Origin of the sequence: Frankia sp. AvcI1 (genome assembly GCF_001420875.1) — a bacterium.
GTDB classification, from domain to species: Bacteria; Actinomycetota; Actinomycetes; order Frankiales; family Frankiaceae; genus Frankia; species Frankia alni.
The window spans coordinates 171,361-197,767 of the sequence record NZ_LJFZ01000010.1 but is presented as its reverse complement, the minus strand read 5'-3'; the positions used below and the strand labels follow the sequence as shown (position 1 = coordinate 197,767).

The window sequence follows — 26,407 nt, the reverse complement described above, 5'->3', positions numbered from 1 at the left end:
TCGGACGATGCGCCGCTGGCTGTTCGCCGACCAGCTCGGGCCGCACTTCCTCGACGATCCCGACCAGCCGGTCCTGCTCGTCGAGTCGACCCGGGTGCTGGCCCGGCGGCGCTTCCACCGGCAGAAGGCGCAGCTGCTGCTCTCGGCCCTGCGCCACCGGGCGCGCGAGCTCGGCGACCGCTGCGACCACCGGATCGGCGCGACCTACGGCGAGGCCGTCGCCGACTACGGCGAGCCCCTGGAGGTGCCCGACCCGACCTCCTGGGCGGCGCGGCGGTTCGTCACCGACCTGCCCGGAGTGACGGTCGTGCCGACGGCCTACACCGCCACGAGCCGGGACGACTTCTCCACCTGGGCCCACGGCGGCACCGACCAGGGCCACAGCGACGGCCACGGCGACGGCCGGTGGGACGGCCACGGCGACGGCCGGTGGGACGGTCACGGCGACGGTGCTCGTGGCGGGACGGGCGGTCGTCGACGGCTGCTCATGGAGGACTTCTACCGCTGGCAGCGACGCCGGTTCGGCGTGCTCATGGACGGCGACTCCCCCGCCGGCGGCCGGTGGAACTTCGACCACGACAACCGCCACCCCCCGCCCCGGCGCGCCCACCTCGACCTGCCCGAGCCGTGGTCGCCGTCGGAGACCGAGGTCGACGCCGAGGTCCGGGAGCATCTCGACCGGCTCGAACGCGACGGCCACGCGCAGTTCCGCGGCGTCGACGGCCCGCGCCGGTTCGCCGCGACCCGGGCGGAGGCGGGCCAGGCGCTGGACTGGTTCGTCCGCCATCGCCTCGCCGACTTCGGCCCCTACGAGGACGCGATGCTCGCCGGCGACTGGGCGATGGCGCACTCCACCCTCTCGCCGGCGCTCAACCTGGGCCTGCTGCACCCGCTGGAGGTCGTCGCCGCGGCCGAGCAGGCGTACCGGCGCGGCGAGGCGCCGATCGCCAGCGTCGAGGGGTTCGTCCGCCAGGTCCTCGGCTGGCGCGAGTACGTCTGGGGGATCTACTGGTGGGCCGGCGAGGACTACGTCGAGCGCAACGCCCTCGGCGCGCGGACCCCGCTGCCACGCTGGTTCGCCGACCTCGACGCGGACGCGGTCGGCGCCGCCTGCCTGTCCGACGTGCTCGCCGGGGTCCGCGAGCGCGGCTGGGTCCACCACATCCCCCGGCTGATGGTGCTGGGCAACTGGGCGCTGCAACGCGGCTACGACCCGCGGGCGCTCACCGACTTCTTCCACGAGAGCTTCGTCGACGGCTACGCCTGGGTGATGGCGCCCAACGTCGTGGGGATGAGCCAGTACGCCGACGGCGGCCTGATGGCGACGAAGCCGTACGCCGCCGGCGGCGCCTACATCCACCGGATGAGCGACTACTGCGGCGGCTGCCGCTACCACCCGTCCCATCGCCTCGGCGAGGACGCCTGCCCCTTCACCGCCGGCTACTGGGCCTTCCTCGACCGCAACGCCGGCGCGCTGGCCGCCAACCCCCGCCTGCGCCGCCCGCTCGCGGGCCTCGCCCGCCTCGCCGACCGGGCCGCGGTCACCGCCGCCGAACACCGCCGCGGCGCGGGCCCGCCCTGACCGCGGGCGGCCCGGACCGCGGGGGCCGGCGGGGGCGTCACCGGGCCGGGTCCGGCGGGGGTCGGACGTGCTCCAGCAGCAGCGGCAGGAGCAGGTCGACCAGCTCGACACAGGCCGCGACGATGGTCGCCTCGCTGGTCGCGTCCGTCTCGAGACCGTGCGCCAGCGCCTTCATGGTGATCGCGCCGTAGAGGCACTCGACGACGCGGGCCTGGGTGCCCGGGTTGACGGGTTCCCCGCGCTCGGCGGCCCGGGCGAGTACCAGGCCCGCGGCCCGGCGATGGCGATCGGCCACCCCGGTGGTGACCTCGCGGGTGGAACCGCTGGCCACGGCCTCGACCGTCAGGCGCAGCGTCGCGAACCCGACGGGGTCGAGCAGGAAGCGCAACATGTTCACGCTCAGGGCGACCAGGTCGCCGCGCAGTGATCCGGTGTCGACGTCCTCGATCGCGCGGGACCGCNCCAGGACGCTGTCGACGAGGAGCGTGTCGCGGTCGNGCCAGCGCAGGTAGACGGTGGACTTGCCGACCCCGGCGCGCCGGGCGACGCCGTCGATGGTGAAGCCGCTCGCGCCGCGTTCGAGGTACTCGTCGATGGCGGCGTCGAGGATGCGCCGCTCGGCGTCGGCCCGGCGAGGCCGGCCGGGGGACCGCCGCGCGGCGGTCACGCCGTCACCCATGGATCTCCCCCCGCCGTGTCCGCGCGCCGATCCTCACCGTAGCGGCGAGCCGCGGGCCCCGCGGAGCCGATCTCCGCGCACCGTTTACGGACGACTTTGTCCGATACCTTGACACGTGAGCACCGCCACAGTTCACTGAGGTCACTTAGTCACCTCCGTCGTATGAGCGGGAACGTCCCGAGGAGCGCCATGTCAGGCATCGACCGCACCCCGCCGAAGGTCCACCTCCGCGTCAACGGCGAGAGGNGTGCGTCCGGCTCGGGCGGCACCTACGGTCACGTCAACCCGGCGACCGGCGAGGTCGACGCGCAGATCCCGCTCGCGGACAAGGACGAGATCGACCTCGCCGTCACCGCGGCGCACGAGGCGTTCCAGAGCTGGAAGCGGACCCCGCCCGCCCAGCGCCGCGCCCTGCTCGTCCGGCTCGCGGACCTCATCGAGGCCAACGCGGACGAGTTCGCCCGGCTCGGGGCCCTGGACAACGGCACGCCNCTCACCGTCGGGGCGGCCTTCCCGGTGCTCTCGGCGGAGTGGACCCGCTACTACGCCGGCTGGGCCGACAAGATCCAGGGTGACCTGACCGGCAACCCCGTCCAGGACGGCGAGCTCGGTTACACCCTCGCCCAGCCGTACGGCGTCGTCGGGATCATCATCACCTGGAACGGGCCGCTCATCTCGCTGGCCATGAAGATCCCGGCCGCGGTCGCGGCCGGCAACACCGTGGTGGTCAAGCCCTCCGAGCTCACCCCGTTCAGCGGGGAGCTCTTCATGGACCTCGTCGAGCAGGCCGGGTTCCCGCCCGGCGTCGTCAACGTCCTGCCCGGCACCGCCGAGGCGGGCGCGCAACTCGTCTCCCACCCGCTGGTCAGGAAGGTCACCTTCACCGGTGGCCCGGCCACGGCGACCAGGATTCTCGAGGCGTGCGCGCCCAGCATGAAGCCCGCCGTCCTCGAACTCGGCGGCAAGTCCGCCAACATCGTCTTCGCCGACGCCGACCTCGACGTGGCCTGCCAGATCGGGACGACGTTCTCCCTGATCGCGCTCTCCGGCCAGGGCTGTGCCTTCGCGACCCGGATGATCGTCCACGAGGACGTGTACGACGAGGTCGTCGCGCGGGTGACGCTGATCGCGCAGAACATCCCGGTCGGTGACCCGTTCGATCCCGCCGTCGCCTCCGGTCCGGTCNTCAACCAGGCGGCCGTCGAGCGGATTCTCGGGATGATCGAGCGGGCCGCCGAGCAGGGCGCGACCCTGCTGGCCGGCGGGAGCCGGATCGACCGGGCCGGCTACTTCATCCAGCCGACCGTCTTCGCCGACGTCGACCCGGACTCCGAGCTCGCCCAGACCGAGGTCTTCGGCCCGNTGCTGACGATCTTCAAGTTCCGTACCGAGGAAGAAGCGGTCGCGCTGGCCAACGGCACCCGGTACGCGCTGTCCTCCTACGTCCAGACCCGGGATCTGCAGCGGGCGCTGCGGGTCGCCGCCGAACTCGACGCCGGCGAAACGCTCGTCAACGGCGCGACCAATCTGAAGGTCGGCCGGCCGTTCGGCGGGTTCGGGCTCTCCGGCGTCGGCAAGGAGGGCGGCCGGCAGGGCATCGAGGAGTTCCTGCGCATCCGCAGCGTCGGCATCACCGTCTGACACCGGCCTCACCTCGGCCGGCCATCCCTCGGCCCGGTTCCCCGTCGGCCCCGACTTCACCTCGGCCCCGACTTCACCTCGGCCCCGGCTTCACGTCGGCCCCGGCCTCTTCTTCGGCACGCGAGACAGGACAGGAACACATGACCGGAAAGCTCGAAGGGCGCGTGGCCTTCATCACCGGCGCCGCCCGCGGCCAGGGCCGCGCGCACGCCGTGCGCCTCGCCCGGGAGGGCGTCGACATCATCGGTGTCGACATCTGTGCGGACATCCCGTCGATGAACTACCCGTGCGGCACCTGGGCCGAGCTGGCGGAGACCGCCGACCTGGTCGAGAAGGAGGGCCGCCGGGCGATCATCGGCAGGGCCGACGTCCGTGACCAGACCGCGCTTCGGGCCGTCTTCGACGAGGGGTACGCCGCGTTCGGTCGGGTCGACATCATCCTGGCCAATGCCGGCATCCTGCGGGTCGGCGACAGCGTCGACCCGACACGCGAGTGGCAGGACACCATCGACATCCTGCTCACCGGCACGTTCAACACCGTCCAGGTGGCCCTGCCGCGCCTGCGGGAGGGTGGGCGTGGCGGCTCGATCGTCATCACCTCCTCGAGCGCGGGGCTGAAGGGCACCGCGAGCGAGGAGCCGAGTGCCCAGGCCTACACGGCGGCCAAGCGGGGGCTCGTCGGCTACATGCAGGTGCTGGCCAACCAGTACGCCGCCGAGATGATCAGGGTCAACACCATCCACCCGACCGGGGTCGTGTCGGGCATGACGATGAACGCCGCGATGCAGGCGGCGATGGCGAAGGCGGACACCAACATCTCCGCGATGCAGAACGCCCTGCCGATCCCCATTCTTCAGCCTGAGGACATCGCGGGCGCCGTGGCGTACCTGGTCTCCGACGAGGCGAGGTTCATCACCGGGACCCAGTGGGCCCTCGACGCCGGCTTCACAGTCCGCTGACGGCCCGGGACGACTGAGGAGAGTCCGCGATGACAACGCCCACCACCGAGATCACCGACCACCNCATCGTCGGAGTCGGCACGGTCGGCGACNCAGGCGACCGTTTCGACGCGCTGCGTTCCTTACACCGCATCGTCAGGGTGACCGAACCCGACCGCTCCTACTGGATGGTGCTGGACCACGATCTCGCGCGTGAGTGCCTGCAGAATCCGGCGGTCTTCTCCAGCGAGGTCATCACCCCGCTCAGCCCGGACCCGCCGCTGTCGATGATTCCCATCCAGCTCGACCCGCCGGAGCACACGCAGTGGCGGCGGCTGCTGGCGCAGTACTTCTCTCCGCGCACGATGGGGCTGCTGCGGCCGCGCCTGGAGGAACGCACCACCGAGCTCGTGGCCGCGATCCGCGCCAGGGGAGAATGCGACTACGTCGAGGACTTCGCGCTGGAGCTGCCGACGGTGGTCTTCCTCGAGCTGATGGGGNTGCCGATCGACGAGTTGCCGACCTTCCTGGAGTGGGAGAAGCAGGCGCTCGCCCCGACCGACAGCGGTGACTTCGACAAGGACCGGCAGATCGGCGGGATCTTCTCGGTCGTCGGGTACTTCCAGGCCGAGATCGCCCGTCGCCGGGACAGCGGCGAGCGGGGGGNCGGCCTGCTCGGCGCGATGCTCGACTGGGAGCTCGACGGTGCGCCGGCCCCCGACGACGCGCTGGTCAACTGCTCCCTGCTGCTCTTCCTGGCGGGCCTGGACACCGTGGCGATGAGCCTGTCCTTCGCGATGCACCACCTCGCGACGCACGACGCCGACCGCCGGCACGTCGCGGGGCTGGCCGCCGCCGGCGAGCCGCTCGACGGCGTCGTCGAGGAGCTGCTCCGCTTCTACGCCGTGCCCGAGGTCGGCCGGAAGGTGAAGCAGGACATCGAGATCGGCGGGCAGCAGCTGCGAGCCGGTGATCTCGTGCTCTTCCCGCTGGTCGCCGCGAACCGGGACGAGGCGCTCGTCGCCGGCGCGGGCACCGTCGACCTCGTCTCCCGGCCGCCCGCCCCGCACCTGGCGTTCGGCGCTGGCCCCCACCGATGCCTGGGGTCCCACCTCGCCCGGATCGAGATGAACGTCGCGCTCGCCGGCTGGCACCGCGTCATCCCGGCCTACGCCCTGGGCGAGGGCACCGCGCCCCAGGCGTACTGGGGCAACGTCCACGGCATCTTCTCCCTGCCCCTGGCGGAGTTCGGGTCCTGACCCGGCGGAAAGGACGACCGATGAGGATCGTGGTCGACACCGGGCTCTGCTCGGNCCACGCCCGCTGCAACGCCACCGCCGAGGACCTCTTTCCCCTCGACGATCTGGGCTACCTCGCCGTCACCGACCCGGAGATTCCGCCAGGCCAGGAGAGGCGTGCGCGCGACGCCGTCGCCGCCTGCCCCGAGCGCGCGCTGAGCCTCGTCGACGAGTAAGTATGTGATGTGGCTCTACGACGCGTGGTGACGGGCGCGGGCCCGGACGGTGCCGGGATCTTCGTCCAGGACGGGCCGGCACCCCATGTGATCACCAACGACAGCCGGCCGGGCCTCGAGGTGAGCTACCTGTGGTCCACCGAGGAGCCGCCCTCGGTGCCCGGCAGCGGCGCGGAGAGCACCCGGCTCGACCAGGAGCCCGTCCCGCCTGCGGGGGGAACCCGCCTCATCTCCGTGACGTATCCGCCCGGGTTCGGGCTTCGCGAGCCCGCCGCGAGGCCGCCCGCGGACGTCGACGACGCGGCTGCCGCCCCGTTCGACGACAGCCTGCTTCACACGACGGAGACGGTCGACTACGGCGTGGTGCTGCGGGGTGAGATCTGCATCGTGCTGGCCGGCGGCGCGGAACGCGCGCTTGCAGCCGGGGACGTGCTGGTCCACAANGGCGCCGCGCACGGCTGGCGCAACCGCCGCGACGAACCCGCGGTCGTGCTGTACGTGATCGTGGGAGGTCGAGCCGTCGGGCACTGATGAGAACGTCACCGTCGCAGGTGTGGAACGCTGCATCTGTGGCGGATGCGAACAATCTGATCGATGTGGCGGCGCTCACCGGCTGGTTGGACGAGCACGTCCCGAGTCTGGGCGACGGGCCCCTGACGACGGCCCTGGTCTCCGGCGGGTCGACCAACCTGATCCTGAGCCTGGACCGGGGCGGCCGGAAGGCGATCTTCCGCAGCCCGCCCCTGGCGGGCAGCCCGCAGGGCGCGCGCACGATCCAGCGCGAGGCCACCGTCCTGCGCGCGCTGACCGGGACGGACGTGCCGAGCCCGGAGTTCCTCGGCTTCTGCGCGGACGAGTCGCTGCTCGGGGTCAGCTTCTACGTCATGGAGCTGGTCGACGGCTGGGCGGCGACCATCACCGCCGAGAACGAGACGATCTGGCCGGCGGGTTTCGACGGCGGCCCCGACCAGCACTACATCTGCTGGGCGATGACCGACGGGCTGGTCGCGCTGGCCAACCTCGACTACACCGCGGTCGGGCTGGGCGGGTTCGGCCGGCCCGACGGGTTCCTCGAGCGCCAGCCGGACCGCTGGCTGGGCCAGGTCGACGGCTACCAGCGGCGCTACCCGAAGTACGAGCGGCGTGACCTGCCCGGNCTGACGTACGTGGCGGACTGGCTGCGGGACAACGTCCCCGCGGGGTCGCGTCCCGCGCTCATCCACGCCGACTACGCGCCGAACAACGCGCTGTTCCACCACCGCCCGCCGGCCCGCCTCGCCGCGATCATCGACTGGGAGACCGCAACCATCGGCGATCCCCTGCTCGACCTCGCCGCCTTCGCGAACAACCTCGTCACCGAGGCGGAGGACGACGGCGCCATGCGGTACTTCGCGCCCGGGCGCTTCCCGCACCGCGACGACGTCATCGCCTACTACGGCGAGCGGACCGGCCGCGACGTCTCGACGATCGGCTACTACTCGGTGCTCGCCAAGTGGCGCGCGGCCTGCATGATCGAGTACAAGGTCGCCGAGGCGATCCAGGGGCTGTCACCGAAGGCCAAGGGCGACCGCTTCGACGCCATCGTCCGCCGCCTGCTGCTCGACTCCGAGGCCCTGGCCCGCTCCCTGACCTGACCGCCAACCCTCCGTCCGAACACCGATGGCTACTTTGCTCTCAGCGCCGGGCGGAGGCGGCGAGGAGCTCGTCGGTGCCCTGGCGCAGGCGGTGGCGGGCGGCGGGGNCGTAGGCCTGGGCGAGGGCGCGGGCCTCGCGCAGGCCGGCGAAGTAGCGGCCGGTGCCCGTGGCGGCGGCGGGGCCGTCGATCAGGTTCAGGGTGGCGTCGCCGCCCTCGGCGACGGTGCTGCTCACCGGGGATCCGGCCTGGCGGACCATCGTGGTGTCCATGAACGTCGCGGGGTGCAGGGCGTCGACGGTGACGCCGGTGCCGGCCAGCTCCTCGGCGAGGTCGAACGTGCCCATGATCTGCGCCAGCTTGCTGCGGCGGTAGGCGCGGACGCCGTCGTAGTCGCGGGTGGTGAGCAGGTCGGCGAAGTCGAGCGGCTCCTGCCCGGCGGAGGCGACGTTGACGATCCTCGCCGGGGCCGACCGGGTCAGNGGCGCCAGCAGCAGCCGGGTGAGCCGGTGGCCGGCCAGGTAGTTGACGGCGAAGCGCAGCTCGATGCCGTCGGCGCTGGTCTCGCGGGGGGCGCCCGGCGTGCCGAACCCGACCCCGGCGTTGTTCACCAACACGTCGAGGCGGTCGGTGTGCCGCTCGACGTCGGCGGCGAGGCGGGTAACGTCGCCCAGGTCGGCCAGGTCGGCGAGCAGCACCGTCGGCTCGGGGCCGCCGGCGGCCTCGATGCGGGCGCGCACCCGCTCGGCGCGCTCGGCGTCCCGGCCGTGGACGAGCACCCGCCAGCCCGCCGCGCCCAACCGCTCGGCGAGATGGGCGCCCAGGCCGTCGGTCGCACCGGTGATGAGAATCGTTCGCCCGTCCATCGCGTGGTCTCCAGTCAATCGATCTCGGATCTCGGTTGGTTGCGGATCTCGGTTGTTCCCGGGAACCCTGCCACTGTCTTCTNCGGGGAACCCCCCGGCCGCCGCCGGTCTTCCGCGGAGGCGGCGAGACCGATCGGGCGAGCACACGGGTAGGAACGTTCGGTGCGGGAATAGGCACCGATGGTGATTGCCCTGTGCCGCCGAACCGGGGCGTGTGAGGGCTCGATCATCGGTCCGGCCGTGTGCGAGCCGGCGCGTGGGTTCACGGCGTGCGACGGGCCACAGGTTCACGACAGCGCAGGAGATTCGACAGCGCAGGAGATCCGACAGCGCAGAAAATTCGACAGCGCAGGAGAGAGGTCGATCCAGATGACGACCACCGTGGAGCACGGGAGCATCACCGGGACCAAGGACGCTCAGTACGACCTGTTGTGGTTCACCGAAATCTGCCTGAGCAACGCGCTGCGGCTGGAGACCTACGCCGCCGACGCCGAACGCGACGGCGACCGGGAGCTGCACGACCTGTTCCGCCGGGCGCAGACCGAGAGTCGCAAGGGCGCCGAGCAGGGCAAGCAGCTCCTACGCAACCGGCTCTGACCGCCGACCGCCCTGACTGCTGGGAGTCTGACGACCGGCGGCGTCACGGCGCGCCGGGCGGGACGAAGGGCAGGCCGGGTGGGGCTCCCTCGTCGAGCAGGCGGCGCAGGGCGGCGGTGTCGAGATGCTCGGCGACCAGGTCGCCGAGGACGTCGAGGCGGCGTCGGCGCACGTCGGCGAAGCGGGTGCGGGCGGGGACGAACGCCCGCCCGGCCGCGCGGGCGACCTCGGTGAGGTAGGCGCGGCGGAACTCGTCGTTCTCCAGCAGCCCGTGCCAGCTCGTGCCGGCGACCGCGCCGACCCGGACCCCGTCGGCGGCGAACGGCTCCGCGGCGGGATGGTCGGCGATGGCCAGCCGGCCGTGGCGGATCTCGTAGCCGGTCACCGGCCGGCCGGCGGCGTCGGTCGCCGCGCGGCGACCGAGCAGCTTCGACGCCTCGAAGGTGGTCGTCACCGGCAGCAGGCCGAGGCCGGCGACCTCGCCCGCACCCGACTCGACGTCGTCGTGGATGCGCCGGCCCAGCATCTGGTAGCCGCCGCAGATCCCCAGCACCGGCCGGCCGGCGGCGACGCGGGCGGCGACGGCGTCGGCGAGGCCGCGGCGGCGCAGCCAGCGCAGGTCCTCGACCGTCGAGCGGGTGCCGGGCAGCACCACCAGGTCGGCGTCGGCCAACTCGTCCGGCCCGGTGACCAGCCGCACCACGACGCCGGGCTCGGCGCGCAGCGCGTCCAGGTCGGTCACGTTCGACAACCGGGGCAGCCGGACCACCGCCACCCGCAGGCTCTCCCGCCGCACCCCGTCCCCCGCCGACGCGCCCTCCCCCGCCGACGCGTCCTCCCCTGCCAGTCCGGAGTCGGTGTCCGGCTCGGCGTCGGGGTAGGAGGTCAGGTCGAGGGAGTCCTCGACGTCGAGCCAGAGGCCGGAGCGGAACGGGACGACGCCGTGCACGGGCCGGCCGGTCAGCGCCTCGATCTGGCGCAGTCCGGGTTCGAGCAGCCGGGCGTCGCCGCGGAACCTGTTGATCACCCAGCCGGCGACGAGGGCCTGGTCGGCCCGGTCGAGCAGCGCCAGGGTGCCGAACAGGGCGGCGAACACCCCGCCCTTGTCGATGTCACCGACCACGATCACCGGCAGGTTCGCNGCGCGGGCCAGTCCCATGTTAGCGATGTCGGTGGACCGCAGGTTGATCTCCGCCGGCGACCCGGCGCCCTCGCAGATCACCGCGTCGAACCGGCCCCGCAGGTCGTCGAGGCACTCCAGGACGATCTTCGCGAGCCGTTCCTTGTGGGGGCGGTAGCCCAGCGCGTCGACCTCCGCGACGGGGCGGCCCAGCACGATGAGCTGGCTGTGGCGGTCGCCGCCCGGCTTGAGCAGCACCGGGTTCATCGCCGCCTCCGGCTCCACCCCGGCCGCCGCGGCCTGCATCGCCTGCGCCCGGCCGATCTCCGCGCCGTCCGCGGTGACGGTGGAGTTCAGCGCCATGTTCTGCGCCTTGAACGGCGCGACGCGCACGCCCTCGCGGGCCAGCCACCGGCAGATGCCCGCGGTCAGCACGCTCTTGCCGGCATCCGACGCCGTCCCGGCGACCAGCAGTCCCCCGCTCACCGGCGCGACCCCCCCTGCCTGAGGGCCGGGCACGTCCCGCCCACCCCACGTGGGCAGCACGCCCGACGCAGGCCCCGCAGGCCAGCGGCCAGCAGCGCGCCCGCCGTGCCGCCGGCCAGTGCCGTCACCGCGAGGCACAGCGCGCTGACGGCCCCGGACAGCCGCGCGGCGGCGAGGACGTCGGCGCCCCGCGGCGGGCGGCCGAACCCCAGCTCGGGCCGGTGTTCGACGCGGTACGGATAGCGCAGCTCCCCGCCGAGGCGCAGGCCCAGCGCCCCGGCGAACGCGGCCTCGGCCATCCCCGCGTTGGGGCTGGGATGGGATCGGCCGTCGCGGCGCATCACCCAGAACGCGTCGGCGACGCTGCCCCCGACGACCGGCGCGCACGCGCAGGTCGCGAGCGCGCACAGCCGGGCCGGCACCAGGTTCACCAGGTCGTCGAGGCGGGCCGCCGCCCAGCCGAACCGTTCGTAGCGGTCGCTGTGATGGCCGATCATCGCGTCGAGGGTGTTCACCGCCCGGTAGCCGGCCAGCCCCGGCAGGCCGGCGAACGCACCCCACCACAGCGGGGCGACCACTGCGTCGCAGGTGTTCTCGGCGATCGACTCGATCGCGCCGCGGGCGACCCCGGCCTCGTCGAGCCGCGACGGGTCCCGCCCGCACAGCGTCGGCAGCCGCGCCCGGGCGGCGGCCAGGTCGCCGGCGCGCAGCTCCGCGCCGAGGCGCCTGCCCTGCCGGCGCAGCGACGCCCCACCGAGCACCACCCAGGTCAGCGCCGCGGTCATCACGACCGGCGCCCACGGCGCGACAGAATCGGCCAGCGCGATCGGCGCTACCGGCGAAACTGGGGCGGCCGGCGCGACTGGGGCGGCCGGCGCGATCGGGGCGCTGCCACGGGTCCGCGCGCCGGCGCGCTCGGCGGCGGCGGCGGGCACGACGACCGCGGCCAGCAGCAGCGTGGTGTACAGGGCCCCGGCGGCGCGGTCGTCCCGGTAGAGCAGCCGTTCCAGCCGGCCGGCGGCCCGGCCGAAGCCGGCGACCGGGTGCCGCCGCGCCGGATCGGCGAGCAGCGCGTCGAGGGCCGCCCCGAGCATCAGCCCGCCGGCCCGCGCCGCCACGCGCCGACGCCCACCACCGCCGAGACGCCCACCACCGCCCGCAGGTCCGGCAACGCCCGCACGCCCCCGACCACCGGACGAGGCCGCCGAGCGCCGATGCGCCACCCGGCCCCCCGGCGCGGGCTCAGACACTGCTGGCGTAGGCGACGACGCCGCGGCGCAGCGCGTCCATCGCGGAGCGGGCGGTGCGGCGCACCCGGGAGTCGTCGGGGGCGACCTTGGCGATCTGGTCAAGCAGGTCGAGCAGCTGGCGCATCCAGCGGACGAAGTCGCCGGCGGTCAGCTCCAGCCCGCTGTCGGTGAGGACCCGTTCCAGCGGTCGGCCCACGGCCCAGTCGTGCGCGGCGGGGACGAACCCGAGCTCGGGCGGGCGCAGAAAGCTCAGCCGGTGGCCCTGCTCGGTCGCGGCGAGCCGGAACGCCAGGCGGCTCATCTCGTCCAGGCAGTCGCGCAGCGCCGCGCCGCCGGGCAGCGCCGGGACGCCCACGTCGTCGCCGCGCGGCTCGAAGACCAGGCTGGACACGGCGGCGGCGAGCGCCGGCGCGGTCAGGTCCTCCCAGATGCCGGCGCGCAGGCACTCGGCGACGAGCAGGTCCTGGTCGGAGTAGATGCGCGCCAGCACCCGGCCGGCGTCGGTGACCGTGTCGCCGTCGAGGTAGCCGAGTTCCGCCAGCGCCGCGCGAACCCGGTCGAACGTCTTCGCGACCGTGTTCGTGCGGCCCTCGACCTTCCGGGAGATCGCCGCGGTCTCCTTCGCGAGCCGGTTGACCTNCTCGGCGGAGCGCAGATGCTCCTCGCGGCGCGGGCAGTCGTGCACCGGGTGGGCGCGCAGGGCGCGGCGCAGCCGGGCGAGCTCGGCGTCGTCCGCGGCCGCGGAGCGCGCCTTGGCCCGCCGGCCGGGCGGACCGTCGGGGTCGACGTCCGCGGCCCGCAGCGAGGAGGCCAGGTCCCGACGGGACTGCGGCGAGCGCGGGTTGAACGACCGCGGCACCCGGACCCGTCCGAGCGGCTCCACCGCGACCGGGAAGTCGACCAGCGACAGCCGCCGCACCTGCTTGTCCGCGGTCAGCACGACGGGACGGGGCCCCTCGGCGCCGACCGCGCCCGCGTCGGCGTCGAGGACGACGGCGAGCCCGCTGCGCCGCCCGGCGGGTACCCGCACGATGTCGCCGGTGCGCAGCCGGCCCAGCGCCGCCGCCGATTCGGCGCGCCGGCGCGCCGTGCCCTCCCGGGACAGCGCCGCCTCCCGCTCGCGGATGTCGCGGCGGATCCGGTCGTACTCGGCGGCGTCCCCGCGGTCGCAGCTCAGCTGCGCGCGCATCTCGTCGATAGCCTCGGTGTTGCGCGCCACCACCCGCGCCAGACCCACCACGTCCCGGTCGGCCTGGAACTGCGCGAACGACGATTCGAGCACGGTGCGGGCCCGGTCGGCGCCGAGCCTGCCGACGAGGTTGACCGCCATGTTGTAGGAGGGGCGGAACGACGAGCGCAGCGGATAGGTGCGGGTGGACGCGAGCCCGGCCAGGGCCAGCGGGTCCAGCCCCGGCTGCCACAGCACGACGGCATGACCCTCGACGTCGATGCCACGGCGGCCGGCGCGGCCGGTGAGCTGCGTGTACTCGCCGGGGGTGATGTCCACGCGGCTCTCGCCGTTGAACTTCGTCAGCCGTTCCAGGACGACGGTGCGCGCCGGCATGTTGATGCCGAGCGCCAGGGTCTCGGTGGCGAACACGACCCGGACGAGCCCCTGGACGAACAGCTCCTCGACGATCTCCTTGAACGTGGGCAGCATCCCGGCGTGGTGGGAGGCGATGCCCCGTTCCAGGCCCTCCAGCCACGCCCAGTAGCCGAGGACGCCGAGGTCGGCGTCGGGGATCCCGGTGGTGCGCTCGCGGACGATCGTCCGGATGCGCTGCTGCTCGGCCGGGCCGACCAGGCGCAGCCCCGCCCGCACGCAGGAGGTGACCGCGTCGTCGCAGCCGGCCCGGCTGAACACGAACACGATCGCGGGCAGCAGGCCGTCGCGGTCGAGGCGTTCGACCACCTCCGGCCGGCCCGGCACCCACATCCGCCGCCGCGGGGCGCCGGGCCCGCCGCGGCCCCGGCCGTAGCCGCCGGGCATCGCCCGGTTCTCCTCCCGGGCGAGCCGGACCAGGTCCGGGTTGACCACCCGGCCACCCACCTTGGCCGTCGCGCCGCGAGCCGCGCCGTCCCCGCGAGCCGCGCCGTTGCCGCCGGCGCGGGCCGCGGGCACCGCCGGCGTCGAGGTCCTGGCGGCGTCGTCGGCACGACCCCGCCCGTCGCGGCGCCGGGCGCGCTCCCCGCCGCGGCCCCGGTCACCGGACCGCCCGCCCGCCCCGGGCGGGACCGTCCGGGCGGACCCGGTGGCAGGCGGGACCGCCCGGGCGGATCCCGAGGTGGGCGGGGCACCCCAGCCGGGCCGGGCGAGTTCCTCCCCCGACACCGCCCGCGCGACTGCCGCCCCGGCGGACGGCGCCGGGGCGCCGGAACCGTCCTCGAGGAACAGGTCGTGCAGGGTGCGGTCGGCGAGGACGTGCTGCCACAGCGGCACCGGCCGGTGATCGCTGACGATGACGCGGGTGTGCCCGCGGACGGTGACGAGCCACTCGCCGAACTCCTCGGCGTTGCTCACCGTCGCCGACAGCGACACCAGCCGGACGTGCGCCGGCAGGTGGATGATGACCTCCTCCCACACGGCGCCCCGCTGACGGTCGGCGAGATAGTGCACCTCGTCCATGACCACGTAGGCGAGGGTGTCGAGGCCGCCGCCGCCGACCGGGCCGGCGTAGAGCATGTTGCGCAGCACCTCGGTCGTCATGACGACGACCGGCGCGGAGNCGTTGCGGGAGGTGTCACCGGTCAGCAGGCCGACCCTGTCCGCGCCGTAGCGGGCGACGAGGTCGGTGTACTTCTGGTTGGACAACGCCTTGATCGGCGTCGTGTAGAAGCAGCGCGTTCCCGTGCTCAGGGCGAGGTGGGCGGCGAACTCGCCGACGACCGTCTTGCCCNCTCCCGTGGGCGCCGCGACCAGAACCCCTTCGCCTGCCGCCAGCGCCGAGAGCGCCTCGAGCTGGAACGGGTCGAACCCGAAGGGGAGGCTGGCGGCGAACTCCACGAGAGCCTCAGGCGTGGAGGACACAGTGCCACCCTACGGGACGCGGCGCCCCCGCACCGACCGTCGCGGAGCCGGACCCGTCAGCCGATGTCGAGGTCAGGTGAGTCGGGGTCAGGTGATGTCGAGGTGCGACGGATCGACACCGGGGGCCGTGGCGGCGGTTCCGGCGCCGACCGGCGATGCCGGCGTCGACTCGGTCGGCCGGGCGGCGCCGGCCGCGCGGAGCGGGGCGTCGTCGTAGTCCAGCGGCGAGGTCTCGTCGTCGCCGAGGTCGGCGTAGGGCGAGTCGTCGCCGCGGCGGGCCTTGCGCCGGTCGTTGATCCAGCCGACGATCAGCGCGACCTCGTAGAGGAGCACCATCGGCAGGCCCAGCGCCAGCATGGTGAACGGGTCCTGGCTGGGCGTGACGACGGCGGCGAAGACGAACACGAGGAAGATCTCGGCGCGTCGCCAGGACCGCAGCCGGGCGGTGGTGACGACCCCGGCCAGGTTCAGCATGGTGACGAGCAGCGGAACCTCGAACGACAACCCGAAGATCAGCAGCATCGCCTGCACATAGCTGAGGTACTTGTTGCCGTCGAGGACGCTGACCAGGCCGTTGCCGCCGAACCCGAGCAGCAGGCTCAGCCCCGTGGACAGGGTCAGGTAGGCGAAGACGGCGCCGGTGGCGAACAGGATCAGCGAGATCCCGACGAACGTGAGCGACCAGCGCCGCTCGTGCCGGTGCAGGCCGGGGGTGATGAACGACCAGAGCTGGTAGAGCCACACCGGGGAGGACACCACCGCCGCGGCGATCATCGAAATCTTCAGCCGGATGGTGAAAGCGTCGAGGATGCCGAAGAAGTACAGGGTGCAGTTGGTCGACGCGGCGCCGTCGGGGCTGAAACGCTTGCTGGCCGGCAGGTCGCAGTAGGGCGCCTTGAGCCAGTTGAAGATGTGCGGTTCGAAGATGAAGCACACGACCGCGGCGACCGCGAACCCCAGGAGCGCGACCGCGATCCGGTTCCGCAGCTCACGAAGGTGCTCCGTCAGGGGCATCCGGCTGTCCTCGACCGTGCGGGTCNGCCGCTGGTGCACCGAGGCGAAGAGCCTGCGCGGCGTGGGGATCCCTGGCACGTCGGCGTCTCCTGGTCAAGGGGGNAGAATCGGGAGGGGCAGGATCGAGGGGGGCAGAGTCGAGAGGGATCAGGGGCAGGCGGGTCGACGGGGCACCTCGACGGCGCGAAGAACCCCCGACGGTGACCTGTACCCATCGGCCGGGCCCTGCTGTGCCCGGCCGGGACGTGCGGTCAGTGGCGATCCGCCACCGGAGCGGAGCCGTTCACGGACGCGCCGGGCTGGGCCGCCTGAGCAGGGCTCACAGCCGGGGCCTCGATCGGCAACGGGGCCGGCTGGGCGGCCGGGGCCGGGTGCTCGTCGTCGCGCAGGCCCTTGGTCTCGGCCTTGAAGATGCGCAGCGAGNGGCCGAAGGAACGCGCCGCGTCGGGGAGCTTCTTCGATCCGAACAGCACCANCACGACGAGGGNGATGATGATGATCTCGGTGGTGCCCAGGTTAGNCATGCTCTGCGTCCTCCGATGAGCGGTACCGGCCCCGGTCCCACGACCGGTGCGATCGATGCTACGTCCGCCAGCCTAGGAGGAGATAGAAGGCATACGGGTATCTCGGAGATGACGGCTGNGCAACGAAGCGAGTCTGNCGGACAAATTGTAGCCGTTCCAGAACCCTTCGCACGCGAAGTTCTGCGCCACGACCGCCGAAATCTCCCACAGTCATCAGGACGCGACGTCAGGTCGACCTGGCCGTGACTCGGCGTCACGAGTGGGAATCCCGCGATCGCTCCTCATGGATCACGGCGGGACCACACTCGAGCTGCCTGGCCGCGCAGCGCATCCGGCCCGGTCGGGCTGACCCGCGGGCCCGGCTGATCGGCGAGCCCGGCTGATCAGCAGGCCGGGCCGATCGGAAGGCCGGGCCGATCGGAAGGCCGGGCCGATCAGGAGGTGCGTTCGGCGAGCCGGGCCGTGACCTCGGCATGGTTCAGCCGGGCGGAGAGCTCCGCGGTGTCTGCGGCAAGGCCGGACACCCGGGTCGACAGCTCGCCGAGTGCCCGGCGCACGCCGCGCACCTTCTGCCACACCCGCCAGGCGCACAGGCCGAGCAGGCCGAGCCCGCCGAGGATGAGCACGAGGTAGACGAGCGCCCAGAACATGCCGATCACCCTACCGGTCGCCGCCGGCGCCGGCGGCGGGGGCGTCGAGCCCGTAGGCGGCCAGCGCCCGGCGCGCCAGGGCGTGCACCTGGGCGGCGAGCACCGGCGGCTCGACGACCCGCACGTCGGCGCCGAGGCCGAGCACAAGGCGGTGCAGCCAGGAGGTCTCCCGCGCGTGGAGGGTGACCTCCAGGCGGCCGTCGGGCAGCTCCCGCACCCCGGTGACGGGGTAGTAGTCGGCGACCCAGCGGGCCGGCGAGGCGAGTTCGAGGACGACCCGGACGTCGGCCGGGCCGGGCCGGTAGATCCCCTCGCTGGTGTCGCGGGACACCGCGCCCGGCGGCGGTGCGGCCGGGACGTCGAGCACCTCGACCCCGCCCGGCCCGTCGATGCGGTCCAGCCGGAACAGTCGCACCGCCTCCGCCCGGTGGCACCAGCCCTCCAGGTACCAGTGACCCTCCCGGACCAGCACCCGCATCGGGTCGACGTCACGCTCGGTCAGCTCGTCGCGGGACCACACGAGGTAGCGCAGGTGCACCCGGNGGCGTTGCCGCACCGCCCGCTGCACCGCGGCGAGCACGTCGGCGTGGGTGTCGAGGCTCACCCGCACCTGGCCGGCGACGCTGCCCGCCGCGCCGACCGCCTTCTCCAGTTTCTCCAGCGCCCGGTCGAGAGCCTCCCGGCCGGCGAGCCCCGGCACGTCGGCGAGCGCGCGGGCGGCGACGACCAACGCCGTGGCCTCGTCCACCGACAGGCGCAGCGGCCGGTCGAGGGTCTGCGGATCGGCGACGGTGATTCGGTCCCCGGAGTAGCTCAGATCGATGAGGTCGCCCGGCGCCCCGCCGGGCAGTCCGCAGACGAACAGCAGATCCAGGTCGTCGCGTAGCTGGCGCGGCGTGATGCCGAAGGCCTCCGCGGCGGCCGGCAGCGGGACGCCGGGATGCGCCCGCAGCCAGGGGACGAGGGCGAGCAGCCGGCTCAACCGGTCGGTCGCGGCGCTCATCGCTCATCGCCCGCCGGGAACCGCGGCGGCCGCCTGCGCGCCGGCGGTGCCCGCGGCCGCTGCCCGCAGGCGGGCGACCACGGCGGCGCGCAGCTCCGGCGGCCCCAGCACGAGCACGTCCGGCCCCGACCCGACGATCCAGCGGGCGAACCGCTCGGTGTCGGCGAACTCCCGCTCCACCAGGTCCATGTCCGCCGGCACGACCGGCCGCCGCCCCGCCTCGGCCGGCCGACCTCCCACCTCGGCCGGCAGGCCGGTGAGCAGGCCCGGCGGCGGTTCGGTCGGGGGGCAGGCGGGATGGACGGGGCGAGCGCCGCGGCGCAGCGCGTGGCCGGTGCCGCGACGCACGGCGAGCGTCGCGGTGCGCACCCGGTCCGGCGGGGCCTCGGTGGAGACCATGGCGTAGAGGTCGACGTCCGGCGGGACGCGCACGGCCCCGCCGGGTCCGACCGGCCGCACGGGCCCCGCGAACCGGGACAGCCGGAACACCCGCGGGGCGCCGCGGACGACGTCGTGGCCCGCCAGGTACCAGCGGCCCCGCCAGGACAGCACGCCCCACGGCTCGACGTGCCGCTCGGCCGCGCCGATCTCGCCGACCTTGCGGTAGGGGAAGCGGATCGCCCGGCCGGCCTGCACCGCGGCGAGGCACGGCTCGAACGCCGGATCCCGCGCGTCGACCCGCGGCTCGAAGCCGTCCAGAGTGTCGAGACCGTTCAGAGGGGCGAAGCCGTCGGAGCCCTCAGGATCGCCCCCGTCAGCACCGCCCCCGTCAGCACCGCCCCTGTCAGCACCGCCGCCGACCGCGGCCCTGCCGGCGGCCAGTTTGCGCAGTGCGCTCGCCGCCGGCCCGGCCAGCGCCGTCGTCGACCACAGCGACCCGGCCAGCGCCAGCGCGGCGGCCTCGTCCGGTGCCAGCGCGATGTCGGGCAGGGCGTAGTCGCCGCGGCGGATCCGGTAGCCGACCTCGTCGCTGAACGCCGAGTCCGCCCCGGTCTCCAGCGGGATGCCGATCTCACGCAGGTAGGCCTTGTCCCGCTCGAACATCCGCCGGAAGGCCTCCTGCTCCTCCTCGGTGACGCCGGGCTCGTAGCCCTCCACCAGCTCACCGAGCTGGGACACGGTGAGGAAGCGCGATGTCGCCATCAGGCACATCGTCAGGTTCAGCAGGCGCTCCACCCGTCGCCGGGACACCTGACACACGCTAGCCGGCCGGCGGCGCCGGGCCGGCACCGCCCCCACCCGCGACCACCCGCGACCACCCGCGACCCGACTCCGCTGCCCTTCCCGCCGGCCACGCAGGCGGCTAGGGCTGGACGGTCGCCCCGCCTGCACCGGCACCTGCGCCGCCCTGGACGGCGAGCAGGTCGACCACGAAGACCAGAGTGTCGTCGGCGAGGATGGTCGGCGGCTGGCCGCCCGCCGGCCCGTAGCCGAGGTCGGGCGGGATGACGATCTGCCGGCGGCCGCCGACGCGCATGCCGTCGATGCCGCGCCCGAAGCCGGGGATGGTGCTGTCGAGCGGGAAGGTGGCCGCCTGCCCGGTGCCCCAGGTGGTGTCGAACTCCTGGCCGTTGCGCCACAGCACGCCGGAGTACTGGACGACCACGGTGCTGGTGGCCGAGGCGCGCGCCCCGTGGCCGGTCACGAGGTCGTCGGTGACCAGCGTCGTCGGCGCGGTTCCCGACCCCGCCGCGGACAGCGGCTTGCGGGTCAGGTCGGTGGCGTTCTGCACCACGGGCAGGCGGGAGCCGGCGGTCACGGCCTGCGCCGGCGCGGCGCTGGTGCCGTCGGGAGCGTCCGAGGCGGCGCAGCCCGCGAGAACCGGGACGACCAGCACGGCGGGCAGCACCACGCCGGCGAGCAGGCGCCGACGGTGGGCGACCCGCGCGAGCGGGGTGGTCGCGCGCGGGGCGGTGGCGCGCTGGACGGCCATGCGCTGGACGGCCATGCGCTGGACCGCCATGCGCGGGGCGGTCAGGGCGGCGCGGGCGCGCCGCGAAGCGGACATCACAGGGGTCGGGTCCTCACATGCTGGCGATGAGCTTGTCCACCCGGTCGTCGACGGAGCGGAACGGGTCCTTGCACAGGACCGTACGCTGCGCCTGATCGTTGAGCTTGAGGTGGACCCAGTCGACCGTGAAGTCGCGCCGCTTCTCCTGGGCCCGCTTGATGAACTCGCCGCGCAGCCGGGCGCGGGTGGTCTGCGGCGGGCGCGACTTGGCCTCGAACACGTCGAGGTCGCGGGTCACCCGCTCGACGAGGCCCGCCCGCTCCATCCGGTAGTACAGCCCGCGATCGCGGTGGATGTCGTGGTACTTCAGGTCGAGCTCGGCGACCCGCGGCGAAGCCAGCGACAGGCCGTGCTTGTGCCGGAACCGCTCGATGAGCACGTACTTCGTCACCCAGTCGATCTCCCGGGCGACGAGTTCGAGGTCGTCGGTCTCGATCGCGAGCAGCGTACGGCCCCACAGGTCGAGCACCCGCTTGGCGACCTCGTCGCCGCCGCGGCGCTCGACGAACTCGACGGCCTTCGAGTAGTACTCCCGCTGGATGTCCAGCGCGCTGACCTCGCGACCGTTCGCCAGCTTGATCTTGCGCTGGCAGGTCATGTCGTGGCTGACCTCGCGGATCGCCCGGATCGGGTTCTCCAGCGTCATGTCGCGCAGCATGACGCCGGCCTCGATCATGCGCAGCACCAGGTCGGTGGAGCCGAGCTTGAGCAGCATCGTCGTCTCGCTCATGTTCGAGTCGCCGACGATCACGTGCAGGCGGCGGAAGCGCTCGGCGTCCGCATGCGGCTCGTCCCGGGTGTTGATGATCGGGCGGGACCGGGTGGTCGCCGACGACACCGACTCCCAGATGTGCTCGGCGCGCTGGGAGATGCAGTAGACCGCGCCGCGCGGGGTCTGCAGCACCTTGCCGGCCCCGCAGAGGATCTGCCGGCTGACCAGGAAGGGCACCAGCACGTCGGNGAGCTTGGAGAACTCGCCGTGCCGGCCGACGAGATAGTTCTCGTGGCAGCCGTAGCTGTTGCCGGCGGAGTCGGTGTTGTTCTTGAACAGATGGATGTCTCCGGCGATGCCCTCCTCCCGCAGGCGCCGTTCGGCCTCGACGAGCAGGCCCTCCAGGATCCGCTCGCCGGCCTTGTCGTGGGTGACGAGGTCGGGGACGGAGTCACATTCCGGGGTGGCGTACTCCGGATGGCTCCCGACGTCGAGGTAGAGGCGGGCGCCGTTCTTGAGGAACACGTTGCTGCTGCGTCCCCATGACACGACACGACGGAACAGGTACCGCGCCACCTCGTCCGGGGACAGCCGCCGCTGCCCCCGGAACACGCAGGTGACGCCGTACTCGTTCTCCAGTCCGAAGATGCGGCGATCCACGTCTGTGACCCTATGCTCGGATGCCACCCTGGCGTGGCCAGACGCTCGGGCTCGAGGTCAGCGGGATTCCGACCCGCCCGCCGTCGCACCCCCCGCGGGGGCTCCCCCACGCCCTGGTGGCGGGTCACCCGGACGGGTCGGGGGCACCAGCCGGACGCCTCCTCCCGACGGCTCGATCGGCACGGTGCGCTCCAGCGGCGAACGCCACGTCGGCAGGGGAGTCGCCACCGCGGCCGGTGGCCCACCGGGCGCGCTTCCCGCGCGCGCCGCCGGCGCCTGATCCACCGCCGCCCCGCCACCGGGCCCCACCGAAGCACCGGGCAGCACCGAACCACCCGGCAGTGCCGACCCACCGGTAGGCACAGGGCCACCGGGAGGCACTGGGCCACCGGGAGGCACAGGGCCACCGGCCGCTTCCTGGGGTGCCCACACCTCGTCCGCCGCGGTCGCGCCGGCTCGTGCGGGCACCGCCGCCGCCCCCGGGCTTGGCACGCCCGAGCCCGCCGCGCCCGAACCGGAACCCGCCGTGGCCGTAACGCCTGCGCCTGCGCCTGCGCCTGCGCCTGCGCCTGCGCCTGCCGGAATCGTGGCCCCGCCCGCCAGCGGCGCACCCGTCGCGGTTGCACCGGCCGGGGCGATGCCGGCCGGCTGTCGGTGCGGCTCCTGGTCCGACCGGGGGGTACCCCGGGTACCCGGGTACAGCGACGAGGCGGCGCCGCGCTCCCCCACGAAGGCCAGCCAGAGGCCGACCACCAGCCAGACGGCCAGCACGACCACCGGCCGGCCGCCGGCCGCGCCCTCGAAGTAGCTGGTGGAGCGCAGCAGGGTCGCCCCCGCTCCGGGCGGCCCGAACTGGCCGATGTCCCCCCACGGACGGGGCAGCATCTCGGGCGCGGACTGTACGGCCGACAGCGCGGCGCCCGCGACCGTCACCAGGACGGCGCCCACCAGGCCCGGCGTCCCCGCCACCGCGCCGACCCCCACGATCGGCCCGGCGACCGCCAGGGCCAGCAGGGTCAGCACCGCCATCGTCGTCAGGAAGGAACCCGGCAGGACGTCCAGCGCGCCCTGCAGCGCCACCGTCCCGGCGAACCCGCAGAGCACCGCGAGTACCGCGATGCCGGCCAGCCGGACCGCGCGGGAGCGGACGAGCCGGGTCAGCAGCACCCCCGCGGCGGCGATGACGAGCACGAGCGGCAGGTACCCGGCGGCCAGTCCTCCGCCGGCCAGGTCCCTGGGCGCGTTCGCGACCACGTCGACGACCGGGATCTCCAGACCGGGCATGAACACCCGGATGCCCCGGGTTATCGCCTCGGTCACCGCGGGACTGGCCGCGGAGGCGACCCGCAGCGTCAGCCCGTCGTTGCCGATGACGATCGCAGCGTAGGCGTCGCGATCGCGTAGAGCCTGGTCGGCCGCGGCGACGGTCGGCACGGTGTGCACGGTGAGCGCGCCGGGCTCGACCCGGCTGATCTGGTCGGCGAGCGCGGTCGCCGCGGGCGCCGGACCCACGGTGAGGATCGGCAGGTCCCGTGGCCGCAGGCTGGTCACCGACGTCCCGTAGAGCCAGACGAGGATCCCCATCAGCACGGCCATCCCGACCGTGATGGCACCGGCCCGCCGCACCGCGCGCAGGCCGAGCGGGTCACGCCCGGGGCGCTGCTCCGCCGGGGCGGCCGGCCTCCAGCGTCCCGCCCGCGCCAGGCCGGGCGCCCCTGCCGTGGCAGGCAGACCTCCCGAACCGGGAACACCCGACGAACCAGGAACACCCGACGAACCAGGAACACCCGACGAACCAGGAACACCCGACGAACCAGGAACACCCGACGAACCAGGAACACCCGACGAACCAGGAACACCCGACGAACCGGGGACACCCGACGAGCCGGGGACACCCGACGAGCCACGGACACGGACCGAGCCGGCGCCATCGCCAGCGGCCAGGGGGGCGCCCGGCGAGGTGTCACCGGCAGGGTCGCTGCCGTCCGGAGTCGGGACCACGCCGCCGTCGGCCGCATGGCGGTGGCCGTACGCCGGTCGGTGGTCCGGCGAGCCGATGTCGCCCCGCCCGTGTTCGTGCGGCGGGTAACCGGGATGGGCGTGCCAGCCGACCGCGGAGCCGCTCCCGGCCGGAGCACGCATGCCGCCCGGATCCCGCTGGTCGACGGCACCACGAAGGCCGCCCGAAGGGTCAGGGCCGCCCGAACTCTCACGGCCGCCCGAACCATCGGCGCCGTCGGCACCCCGAAGGCCGTCCGACTCACGAAGGCCGTCCCGCTCGCGAAGGTCGTCTCGCTCACGAAGGCCGTCCCGCTCACGAAGGCCGTCCCGCTCACGGTGGGCGGCCGGCTCGCGGTGGGCGGCCGGCTCGGCGCTCGGTCCGGCGGCGCCGTCCGCCTGCGGGCCGGGTTGGTGACGTTGCCCGGGCAGGGGACCTCGGTCACCCTCCCGGTGCCGGCCGCCGGTCACCACGGGACCGCTGTCCCGGTCACGCCGGCCCGCGCCGCGCCCGCCGTGCCCCGCGAGTCCGCCGTCGTGCGCGCACTCGCCGTCCTGTTCGGCAGCGGTCTGCTCACCGCATCCTCCCCTCCGTCCGGCGGAGCCCGCCGGGACGCTACGGGGAGTAGCGTGCCGCCTTCACGGTGTCGCGGCCCGTCCGGCGGCGTGTCGCGGCACGGCGTTTCGCGACGGAATCCGTCGTCACCCGGCGGTTCCCGGCGCCCTCCGGCGGCCCCGGCGGGCAGGCCGGGGGCACTGCGGTGGGCCGCCACACGGGGGTCGACGTGAGGCGCCCACACGCCAGGGCCGCGACGGTGGCATGTCCGACGCAGGCCATGCGGTCACGACGGCTGCGACGGGGAAGGATGGNCGCCATGACAACCGGAACGAACGATGCGACGTCCAGCCAGTCCCACCGCAACGGCACCCTGAAGAGCCACCTGCGGGCGGAGGTCACCCGGCGGGACTCCGTCCCGCTGACGATCGTGGCCCCCGCGGCGGACGACCCGCCCCGCGGTGGCGTCGTCGTCGTCCAGGACGCCCGCGGCATCACGCCGTACCTGGTCTCCGTGTGCGACCGGTTGGCGGGGGCCGGCTGGCTGACCGTGGCGCCGCACCTCTACCANCGGGACGGCTTCGACGAGGTCGACCCGGCCGGCGGCTGGCCGGGGGCGGTCCCGGCGATGGAGACGCTGACGGGGACGGGCATCGACGCCGACGTCGACGCGGCGCTCACCCATCTCGCCGACTCCGGCTTCGACGCCGGGCAGAGCGCGATCGTCGGGTTCTGCATGGGCGGNACCGTGGCGCTGCACACCGCCACCCGCCACCCGCTGGCCGCGGCGGTGTCGTTCTACGGCGGCGGGGTGAGCACGCCGTACTGGCCGGGCGTGCCGCCGCTGGTCGAGGCGGCCCCGGCGCTGCGCGTGCCGTGGCTCGGCCTCTACGGCGAGCAGGACGCTCTGATCAGCGCGGACGAGATCGCCGCGCTGCGGGCCGCGGCCGCCCGCAGCGGCGCGCCGACGGAACTCGTCAGCTACCCGGACGCGGGACACGCCTTCCACAGCGACGACCGGGAGGCGGTGTACCGCCCGGTCGCCGCCGCGGACGCCTGGTCCCGCGCGCTCGCCTTCCTCGACGAGCACGTCCGCCCGCGCTGAGCCGCCCGGCCGGTCCGGCAGTCGCCCTGGGGCCCTGACCGGACCGGCCGGCTCTGTCGATCAGAGGCGGTCGATCAGAAGCGGTCGATCAAGGAACCGATCGGTCAAGAGGAGCCTGTCGGCCAAGAAGATCCGGTCGGTCAGAAGCGGGCGGTCAGGACGAGGTGGCGGTCTGGGCGAGCAGCTCGGCCAGGGCGGGACCGGCGATCCGCTTGAACTGGCGCCGGGCACGGGTCCGGTCGAGCATCCCGACCTCCAGGTTGGCCGCGGTGAGCACCCNCTCGCCGTTCTGCGGCAGCCCCGGCGGGACGCTGACGGTCAGCGCCTGGACCGCGACCCGCAGGGCGTCGGCGAGGGGCTGGCCGTCCCGGTGGTGCTCCTTCAGCGAGGTCGTGACCTGGTCGGAGGCGCCGCCGATCGCGACGAACCCCCGCTCGTCGGCGATCGACCCGTCGAACGTCAGCTTGTAGATCTGGTCGTCGTCGGTGGTGGGACCGACCTCGGCCACCACGATCTCGACCTCGTAGGGCTTCACGCTCTCGGTGAAGATCGCCCCGAGGGTCTGCGCGTAGGCGTTGGCGAGGGCCCGGCTGGTCACGTCGCGCCGGTCGTACATGTAGCCGCGGGAGTCCATCAGACGGATGCCGGCCGTGCGCAGATTCTCGAACTCGTTGTACTTGCCCACGGNGGCGAACGCGATGCGGTCGTAGATCTCGCTGATCTTGTGCAGGGTCGCCGAGGGGTTCTCGGCGACGAACAGGATCCCGTCCGCGTAGGTGATGACGACGACGCTGCGCCCGCGCGCGATGCCCTTGCGCGCGTACTCGGACTTGTCGCGGACCTGCTGTTCGGGGCTCGCGTATCCGAACGGCATGGTCAC

Annotated in this window: 18 protein-coding genes and 23 pseudogenes; 16 read left to right on the top strand and 25 right to left on the bottom strand. The window is 74.0% G+C overall.

Annotated elements, in window-relative coordinates; genetic code table 11:
• The first annotated feature begins 7 nt into the window (after positions 1 to 7).
• Positions 8 to 1,582, top strand: coding sequence for a cryptochrome/photolyase family protein (locus tag UK94_RS13135; protein WP_055750054.1), 1,575 nt, complete (start codon positions 8 to 10; stop codon positions 1,580 to 1,582).
• Between the two features lie 37 nt (positions 1,583 to 1,619).
• Here the strand turns inward: UK94_RS13135 and UK94_RS50340 are convergent, their stop codons facing one another.
• Both UK94_RS50340 and UK94_RS50335 read right to left on the bottom strand, forming a co-directional pair.
• The gene (locus UK94_RS50340; protein WP_268761335.1) at positions 1,620 to 2,006 is read right to left on the bottom strand and encodes a TetR-like C-terminal domain-containing protein; all 387 of its coding nucleotides are present in this window, start codon (positions 2,004 to 2,006) and stop codon (positions 1,620 to 1,622) included.
• A gap of 74 nt (positions 2,007 to 2,080) precedes the next feature.
• Positions 2,081 to 2,261 (bottom strand): helix-turn-helix domain-containing protein (locus UK94_RS50335; RefSeq protein WP_235487712.1); only part of this gene is annotated, 181 nt, incomplete at its 3' end.
• Positions 2,262 to 2,508: 247 nt separating this feature from the next.
• On the opposite strand from UK94_RS50335, the pseudogene UK94_RS50330 reads away from it, so the two are divergent.
• From UK94_RS50330 to UK94_RS50295, 11 genes and pseudogenes are all read left to right on the top strand, one after another.
• Positions 2,509 to 2,752 (top strand): annotated as a pseudogene (locus UK94_RS50330) (aldehyde dehydrogenase family protein); the annotation flags it as partial.
• A 1-nt stretch (position 2,753) separates the two neighbouring features.
• Positions 2,754 to 3,446: pseudogene (locus UK94_RS50325) on the top strand (aldehyde dehydrogenase family protein); the annotation flags it as partial.
• Between the two features lies 1 nt (position 3,447).
• A pseudogene (locus UK94_RS50320) lies at positions 3,448 to 3,623 on the top strand (aldehyde dehydrogenase family protein); the annotation flags it as partial.
• A gap of 1 nt (position 3,624) precedes the next feature.
• Positions 3,625 to 3,902, top strand: a 278-nt coding sequence (locus UK94_RS50315; protein WP_235487710.1) for an aldehyde dehydrogenase family protein, incomplete at its 5' end; no start/stop codon positions are given.
• Positions 3,903 to 4,042: 140 nt separating this feature from the next.
• Positions 4,043 to 4,861 carry a mycofactocin-coupled SDR family oxidoreductase gene (locus UK94_RS13120; RefSeq protein ID WP_011604041.1) on the top strand — a complete coding sequence of 273 codons (819 nt, stop codon included), beginning with the start codon at positions 4,043 to 4,045 and terminating at the stop codon, positions 4,859 to 4,861.
• Between the two features lie 662 nt (positions 4,862 to 5,523).
• Complete coding sequence (locus tag UK94_RS50310) at positions 5,524 to 6,099, top strand: cytochrome P450 (protein WP_313949498.1); 576 nt, start codon at positions 5,524 to 5,526, stop codon at positions 6,097 to 6,099.
• A gap of 55 nt (positions 6,100 to 6,154) precedes the next feature.
• Positions 6,155 to 6,314: ferredoxin (locus tag UK94_RS13110; protein WP_235487760.1), on the top strand; the 160-nt coding region annotated here is incomplete at its 5' end.
• A gap of 9 nt (positions 6,315 to 6,323) precedes the next feature.
• Positions 6,324 to 6,757: pseudogene (locus UK94_RS76080) on the top strand (cupin domain-containing protein); the annotation flags it as partial.
• A 1-nt stretch (position 6,758) separates the two neighbouring features.
• A pseudogene (locus tag UK94_RS73680) lies at positions 6,759 to 6,845 on the top strand (cupin domain-containing protein); the annotation flags it as partial.
• Positions 6,845 to 7,470, top strand: a pseudogene (locus UK94_RS50300) (phosphotransferase family protein); the annotation flags it as partial. The pseudogenes UK94_RS73680 and UK94_RS50300, both read left to right, overlap by 1 nt.
• 1 nt (position 7,471) lies before the next feature.
• Positions 7,472 to 7,948, top strand: a 477-nt coding sequence (locus UK94_RS50295) for a phosphotransferase (RefSeq protein ID WP_235487708.1), incomplete at its 5' end; no start/stop codon positions are given.
• Between the two features lie 108 nt (positions 7,949 to 8,056).
• Here the strand turns inward: UK94_RS50295 and UK94_RS50290 are convergent.
• Positions 8,057 to 8,429 (bottom strand): annotated as a pseudogene (locus UK94_RS50290) (3-oxoacyl-ACP reductase); the annotation flags it as partial.
• A gap of 1 nt (position 8,430) precedes the next feature.
• The coding region (locus UK94_RS50285; RefSeq protein ID WP_235487706.1) for an SDR family NAD(P)-dependent oxidoreductase at positions 8,431 to 8,813 on the bottom strand (383 nt) is incomplete at its 3' end.
• Positions 8,814 to 9,182: 369 nt separating this feature from the next.
• Here UK94_RS50285 and UK94_RS13090 point away from each other — a divergent pair.
• A complete protein-coding gene (locus tag UK94_RS13090) occupies positions 9,183 to 9,410 on the top strand; it encodes a hypothetical protein (protein ID WP_041939241.1) in 228 nt (75 codons plus the stop codon).
• A gap of 43 nt (positions 9,411 to 9,453) precedes the next feature.
• Here the strand turns inward: UK94_RS13090 and UK94_RS13085 are convergent.
• The 18 genes and pseudogenes from UK94_RS13085 to UK94_RS34655 form a co-directional block, all read right to left on the bottom strand.
• Positions 9,454 to 10,551, bottom strand: a pseudogene (locus UK94_RS13085) (cobyric acid synthase); the annotation flags it as partial.
• Between the two features lies 1 nt (position 10,552).
• A pseudogene (locus tag UK94_RS50280) lies at positions 10,553 to 11,016 on the bottom strand (cobyric acid synthase); the annotation flags it as partial.
• Positions 11,013 to 12,134, bottom strand: coding sequence for a cobalamin biosynthesis protein (locus UK94_RS13080; protein ID WP_095212710.1), 1,122 nt, complete (start codon positions 12,132 to 12,134; stop codon positions 11,013 to 11,015). The gene UK94_RS13080 and the pseudogene UK94_RS50280, both read right to left, overlap by 4 nt.
• Positions 12,135 to 12,258: 124 nt before the next feature.
• Positions 12,259 to 12,905: pseudogene (locus UK94_RS50275) on the bottom strand (RNA helicase); the annotation flags it as partial.
• 1 nt (position 12,906) lies between these two features.
• A pseudogene (locus UK94_RS13075) lies at positions 12,907 to 14,992 on the bottom strand (helicase-related protein); the annotation flags it as partial.
• Between the two features lies 1 nt (position 14,993).
• Positions 14,994 to 15,163: pseudogene (locus tag UK94_RS50270) on the bottom strand (hypothetical protein); the annotation flags it as partial.
• Position 15,164: 1 nt separating this feature from the next.
• Positions 15,165 to 15,294, bottom strand: a 130-nt coding sequence (locus UK94_RS73675; RefSeq protein WP_268761334.1) for a hypothetical protein, incomplete at its 3' end; no start/stop codon positions are given.
• Between the two features lie 87 nt (positions 15,295 to 15,381).
• Positions 15,382 to 16,333, bottom strand: a pseudogene (gene tatC, locus UK94_RS13070) (twin-arginine translocase subunit TatC); the annotation flags it as partial.
• 226 nt (positions 16,334 to 16,559) lie between these two features.
• Positions 16,560 to 16,731, bottom strand: a pseudogene (locus UK94_RS50265) (twin-arginine translocase TatA/TatE family subunit); the annotation flags it as partial.
• A gap of 1 nt (position 16,732) precedes the next feature.
• Positions 16,733 to 16,783, bottom strand: a pseudogene (locus UK94_RS50260) (twin-arginine translocase TatA/TatE family subunit); the annotation flags it as partial.
• Between the two features lie 483 nt (positions 16,784 to 17,266).
• Entirely contained in the window at positions 17,267 to 17,482 is a 216-nt protein-coding gene (locus tag UK94_RS13060) for a hypothetical protein (RefSeq protein ID WP_041940474.1), read from the bottom strand.
• 10 nt (positions 17,483 to 17,492) lie between these two features.
• Positions 17,493 to 18,024: pseudogene (locus UK94_RS50255) on the bottom strand (WYL domain-containing protein); the annotation flags it as partial.
• Position 18,025: 1 nt separating this feature from the next.
• A pseudogene (locus UK94_RS50250) lies at positions 18,026 to 18,485 on the bottom strand (WYL domain-containing protein); the annotation flags it as partial.
• Between the two features lie 3 nt (positions 18,486 to 18,488).
• Entirely contained in the window at positions 18,489 to 19,628 is a 1,140-nt protein-coding gene (locus UK94_RS13050) for a WYL domain-containing protein (RefSeq protein ID WP_235487704.1), read from the bottom strand.
• 160 nt (positions 19,629 to 19,788) lie between these two features.
• Positions 19,789 to 20,418, bottom strand: coding sequence for an FKBP-type peptidyl-prolyl cis-trans isomerase (locus UK94_RS13045; RefSeq protein ID WP_055750085.1), 630 nt, complete (start codon positions 20,416 to 20,418; stop codon positions 19,789 to 19,791).
• A gap of 91 nt (positions 20,419 to 20,509) precedes the next feature.
• Positions 20,510 to 21,456, bottom strand: a pseudogene (locus UK94_RS13040) (proteasome accessory factor PafA2 family protein); the annotation flags it as partial.
• 1 nt (position 21,457) lies between these two features.
• Positions 21,458 to 21,868, bottom strand: a 411-nt coding sequence (locus UK94_RS50245; RefSeq protein WP_235487702.1) for a proteasome accessory factor PafA2 family protein, incomplete at its 3' end; no start/stop codon positions are given.
• 57 nt (positions 21,869 to 21,925) lie between these two features.
• Positions 21,926 to 23,464, bottom strand: coding sequence for a hypothetical protein (locus UK94_RS34655; RefSeq protein ID WP_200912804.1), 1,539 nt, complete (start codon positions 23,462 to 23,464; stop codon positions 21,926 to 21,928).
• 1,277 nt (positions 23,465 to 24,741) lie between these two features.
• On the opposite strand from UK94_RS34655, the pseudogene UK94_RS50235 reads away from it, so the two are divergent.
• The 3 genes and pseudogenes from UK94_RS50235 to UK94_RS50225 form a co-directional block, all read left to right on the top strand.
• Positions 24,742 to 24,992 (top strand): annotated as a pseudogene (locus UK94_RS50235) (dienelactone hydrolase family protein); the annotation flags it as partial.
• A 1-nt stretch (position 24,993) separates the two neighbouring features.
• A pseudogene (locus UK94_RS50230) lies at positions 24,994 to 25,166 on the top strand (dienelactone hydrolase family protein); the annotation flags it as partial.
• A 1-nt stretch (position 25,167) separates the two neighbouring features.
• Positions 25,168 to 25,527, top strand: a 360-nt coding sequence (locus UK94_RS50225) for a dienelactone hydrolase family protein (RefSeq protein WP_235487700.1), incomplete at its 5' end; no start/stop codon positions are given.
• 154 nt (positions 25,528 to 25,681) lie between these two features.
• On the opposite strand, the pseudogene UK94_RS50220 reads toward UK94_RS50225, so the two are convergent.
• From UK94_RS50220 to UK94_RS50210, 3 pseudogenes are all read right to left on the bottom strand, one after another.
• Positions 25,682 to 25,806: pseudogene (locus tag UK94_RS50220) on the bottom strand (proteasome subunit alpha); the annotation flags it as partial.
• A gap of 1 nt (position 25,807) precedes the next feature.
• A pseudogene (gene prcA, locus UK94_RS50215) lies at positions 25,808 to 26,214 on the bottom strand (proteasome subunit alpha); the annotation flags it as partial.
• A gap of 1 nt (position 26,215) precedes the next feature.
• Positions 26,216 to 26,407, bottom strand: a pseudogene (locus UK94_RS50210) (proteasome subunit alpha); the annotation flags it as partial.